This is a genomic window from Bacillus sp. S4 (assembly GCF_040838205.1).
GTDB classification, from domain to species: Bacteria; Bacillota; Bacilli; order Bacillales; family Bacillaceae_G; genus Bacillus_A; species Bacillus_A cereus_U.
Genome location: NZ_JBFPJI010000279.1, coordinates 1 through 4264, shown reverse-complemented (window position 1 = coordinate 4264; position 4264 = coordinate 1). Strand labels below are relative to the sequence as shown.

Genomic DNA, 4264 nt, shown 5'->3' with positions numbered 1-4264 from the left:
GTCTATTACGTATAAAAAAGGTGTTTTTGGTAGTTCTCTCATTTTGTAATGCAAGAAATACAAGAGGAGTGCTATCCTGTACATTTGTTAATTGTATCGGCATGTAAAATACCTATACAAAATCCATAAATTCTTGAAAGAGGTTGAAAATGTATGATAGTTTCAAAGAAGTTTTTTCACATTTCGCATTATAAAAAGATGTTACCTGCAGTATTACTTTCATTTGTAACGCTTATAGGTTGTTCCAATAGTAATATTCAATCCGAACCACCGAAACAAACCAAACAAGAAAATACAAGTAATCATTCTTTTGTAAAGCTGGAAAAAGAATATGATGCTAAACTTGGTATTTATGCATTGGACACAGGTACGAATCAAACTGTTACTTATCGTTCAGATGAACGGTTTGCATACGCATCTACCCACAAAGCCCTTGCTGTTGGAGCACTGTTACAAAAGAAATCAATAGAAGATTTAGATCAAAGAATTAAATATACTAGCAAAGATCTTGTGAATTACAATCCAATTACTGAAAAATATGTAGATACAGGTATGACTCTGAAAGAGCTTGCGGATGCTTCCATTCGATATAGCGATAATACTGCACAAAATCTTATTCTTAAACAATTAGGTGGGCCAAGTGAATTCAAAAAATCACTGAGAGAAATAGGAGATACTGTCACAAATCCTGAACGTTTTGAACCAGAATTAAACGAAGTGCAGCCAGGAGATACTCGTGATACTAGTACCCCAAAGGCATTAGTTACTAGTCTTAAAGCTTACGCGCTAGGCGATATACTTTCAATTGAGAAACGGAACTTTTTAATAGATTTGATGAAAAAGAATACTACGGGGGACAACTTAATTCGTTCTGGAGTTCCAGAAGAATGGGAAGTAGCCGATAAGACCGGCTCTGGGTCTTATGGAACAAGGAATGATATCGCAATCATTTGGCCACCAAATAAAAAGCCAATTGTTCTTGCGATACTTTCTAATCATGCTAAAGAGGATGCGAAATACGATGATAAACTTATTGCAGACGCAACCAAAATAGTGTTAGATTCTTTAAAAGTAACGAATAAATAATTACGCCTACTTTACGGCACATATAGTTTGAAAGACATGTACGTATCTAATCGCTAAGATGTATAAGTGAATTTATCCAAATTATTCAATACCGAATAAAAAGCATCTCTTTGTAAAGATTTACTATGTTTTAAATGAGCAAATATTTTAGAATATATAGCTTTTGAGCAATCAAATTTTAGTTTTTTGAAATATAGTATGCTGCACTGGAGAACAGATCAATCCACTATAATTGTCGAATATTCTATACTTAGTTTTATCCAGGCTGATATACTATAAACACAATAATTCTAGAAAGGTGATGATGTTATGTATGAACAACAAAATAATAGGGATAGAGATAAAAAAATGATGTTTTCTATGCAAGGAATTCCCACAAATAAAGTTAACATGAATCAATTACCTAAATGGATTAGGATTTTCGGCTATTGTGCGTTTGGTTGGATGATAGTATTTAGTTTAATTATGATTGTTGGTTTAATTCTTCAATAATAATACTGATAAATGGTTAAACGGGACAATATTTAGATCATACATCTAGGTAATGTCCCGTTTTGTATATGTAATTACTCAATGATATAGTAAACCGATCATAACAAAAAGAACCTGTAGAAAATCCTACAAGTTCTTTTTCAAATATTGTTAAAAAGGGAACAACAAACTATCTTAACATTCAATACAAGGAGACCATTTTGATTATGGCTTGGTTTTATTGTATATCGAATATAAATATTTGAAGAGATCAATTTTCGAAAATTATGTGAATTAAAAACCTAGGGTGTTTATATTAGATTTCGTTTACTACCAACTTCTTATTACTTAAATAAACTGCACGATCTGATTTTTTAGCAACTTCCTGTGAGTGCGTCACAACAATAATGCATTTATTTTCTTTATGTGCAAGTTCTTGAAACAGTTCTATTATATCCATTGCCGTTTCTTCGTCGAGGTTTCCTGTCGGCTCATCCGCAATCAGTAAATCAACATTACAAGATAACGCTCGAGCAATTGCTACACGTTGTTGTTGCCCACCACTTAGTTGCAGGACGTTTCGTTTCGCTTCTACTTCTGTGAGTCCTACCTTCTCTAATAATTCTAATGCCCTTGCCGTTTTATTTTGCACTTTAACACCTGTAATTTCCATTGCTGTTAGGACATTTTGAAGAGCAGTCATATAGGTAATCAAATTATAAGATTGGAAAATTACCGATACATTTTGATTACGGTACCGATCTAAACCAATTTTTCGAATATCCTTTCCATTAAACAGTACATAACCATTTTTAGGTATATCTAGCCCACAGCCTAAGCTAAGAGTTGTAGTTTTACCAGATCCAGATGGTCCTAGAATCGTGTAGAAATGTCCTTTTTGAAAAGAAAAGTTAACATTGTCTAGTATCGCTACTTTTTTTCCGTTACTTTCATAATAATAATCTAAGTTTTTAAATTGTAAAATCGTTTCCATATCGAGCCTCCTTATTCATCTTTTAAAAGAATTTGTTTTGGATTCAGGCGTAGAATAGATAATGCTGGAAGAAGCGTTGCTAATATAGCAATAGCTAGTCCGATCCCCCCCATTTTCCCTACATCTTCTCCTGTTACACTTACATCAATTTTATCAATTGGATCTTCTTTTTGGTTTTGTAGAGTACCACCAGGTCCAGACATCATTACAGTACCATTTTGTGGGGTGTCTGTTTCTTCGCTTGCTGTAGCAATTTCACTCGAAAGTAAATTATCCCCTATATATTGAGAAACTTTAGCTCCTGTTGTTATGGATAATCCAAATGCTAAAATAGCGATACATACTACTTCTACTACGAACTGCGCCATCAGTTTCCACTTTTTCTCTCCAATGGACAATAGAATCCCCATTTCCTTACGACGTGCTTTAATCGATAACATAATGATTAACCCTAATATAATCGCCCCTGCAATCGATACAATATAAATAATCATTTGAGAAGTAGAAGAGATATTGTCGATAGGATCAATCATTTGTTTGTACAACGAGTCATGTGCATCTAATTTATAATAATTAAAATCAATATCAGATTTTTTTGCTTCTTTTTTAAATGCTTCAATGTTTTGTGGATCTTTCAAGAAATACACGACTTGAATGCTACTTATACCTTGATCTACTTCTAATTTTTTCATAGTTGAATGCGGCATATATAGTTTATTAGCTGGATCCATTATAGGAGGGGCCTGTTGACCCATGGCTTGCTCATTCGTTTCGTAAATACCGATAATTTCAACCTCCAGGGTTTCCTTCTTATCCCCTGATTGCACTTTAACTTTGTCTCCTACTTTCAAATTGTTTAATTCCGCTAAACGTTTTTCCATTAAAGCTACATTCTGATCTTTCATCTGTTCTGTAATTGGTTTCCCATCAATGATTTTACTTTTTCCATTCTTAAAGCTTTCTTGTAATGCAGTTTTGCGAACTCCCTCAATCATAAAAGAAGAATTCATATCTATTTCTGTACCAGAGCTTGAACCGCCTCGTACAGCCGCCATTCCCACTTTACCTTTTCCTTCTTCTTCTCCTTCTGAAGCTCCTACTAGTTTAAGTCCATCAGAAATTCCGAAAGTATTGGTTATGTAATTATAGTCTTTTACATACTTTGACTTCGCTAATTGATCTGCTTCTTTTGTGTTGAGCTGCGGCGGCTTAGGCATCTCTCCAGTTTCTCTAGCTTGTTGACCTAATTTGTCAAAATCAAGACCTAAAGTAACATCTGCACCTAGTTTTTTTCTTGCTTCATCAGCAGCTTTTTTTGATGCATTTTGGATTGTGAATCCTGCCAACACTAAATTTGTAACAATTAGGAAGACTGCCATCAAAATTAATGATGTTCCTACTCTTTTTTTCATACTGAGAATTGCGCGTTTCATAAAATTCATTTTTTCTTACCTCCTTGATAACTTATATTCTATATAGGTTATCTAGAGTCTATATGGAGCTAATCGGTAGTTTATCTAAAGATATAAGGAGTTTATGTGTAGTTATTCAATGACCTGGTCAAGAAAAAATGGAACACAAATTCAAAAACGCAATCGTTTTTGAATATTGGTAAGGAGGTAGTCCATTTAAGGAACTTTAGATAGAATAGAGGTTAAGCTTCATTGAATGATAGCATATAGATCCATGCTTATTATATAATTTCTATACAAC

4 protein-coding genes are annotated in these 4264 nt (G+C 33.6%); 2 read left to right on the top strand and 2 right to left on the bottom strand.

Annotated elements, in window-relative coordinates; genetic code table 11:
• Positions 1–153 precede the first annotated feature (153 nt).
• Positions 154–1086: a class A beta-lactamase gene (bla, locus tag AB3X48_RS18420; protein WP_016104951.1), complete on the top strand. Its 933-nt coding sequence runs from the start codon at positions 154–156 to the stop codon at positions 1084–1086.
• Positions 1087–1395: 309 nt separating this feature from the next.
• The gene (locus AB3X48_RS18415; protein WP_002032329.1) at positions 1396–1578 is read left to right on the top strand and encodes a hypothetical protein; all 183 of its coding nucleotides are present in this window, start codon (positions 1396–1398) and stop codon (positions 1576–1578) included.
• 295 nt (positions 1579–1873) lie between these two features.
• Here AB3X48_RS18415 and AB3X48_RS18410 read toward each other — a convergent pair whose 3' ends face one another.
• Together AB3X48_RS18410 and AB3X48_RS18405 are read right to left on the bottom strand one after the other, a co-directional pair.
• The gene (locus tag AB3X48_RS18410) at positions 1874–2551 is read right to left on the bottom strand and encodes an ABC transporter ATP-binding protein (protein WP_002110110.1); all 678 of its coding nucleotides are present in this window, start codon (positions 2549–2551) and stop codon (positions 1874–1876) included.
• Between the two features lie 11 nt (positions 2552–2562).
• Positions 2563–3993: an ABC transporter permease gene (locus AB3X48_RS18405; protein ID WP_016104950.1), complete on the bottom strand. Its 1431-nt coding sequence runs from the start codon at positions 3991–3993 to the stop codon at positions 2563–2565.
• Positions 3994–4264 lie beyond the last annotated feature (271 nt).

Coding starts and splice junctions, on each gene's coding strand:
- bla (WP_016104951.1), top strand. CDS start 154: ATGATAGTTTCAAAGAAGTTTTTTCACATTTCGCATTATAAAAAGATG.
- AB3X48_RS18415 (WP_002032329.1), top strand. CDS start 1,396: ATGTATGAACAACAAAATAATAGGGATAGAGATAAAAAAATGATGTTT.
- AB3X48_RS18410 (WP_002110110.1), bottom strand. CDS start 2,551: ATGGAAACGATTTTACAATTTAAAAACTTAGATTATTATTATGAAAGT.
- AB3X48_RS18405 (WP_016104950.1), bottom strand. CDS start 3,993: ATGAATTTTATGAAACGCGCAATTCTCAGTATGAAAAAAAGAGTAGGA.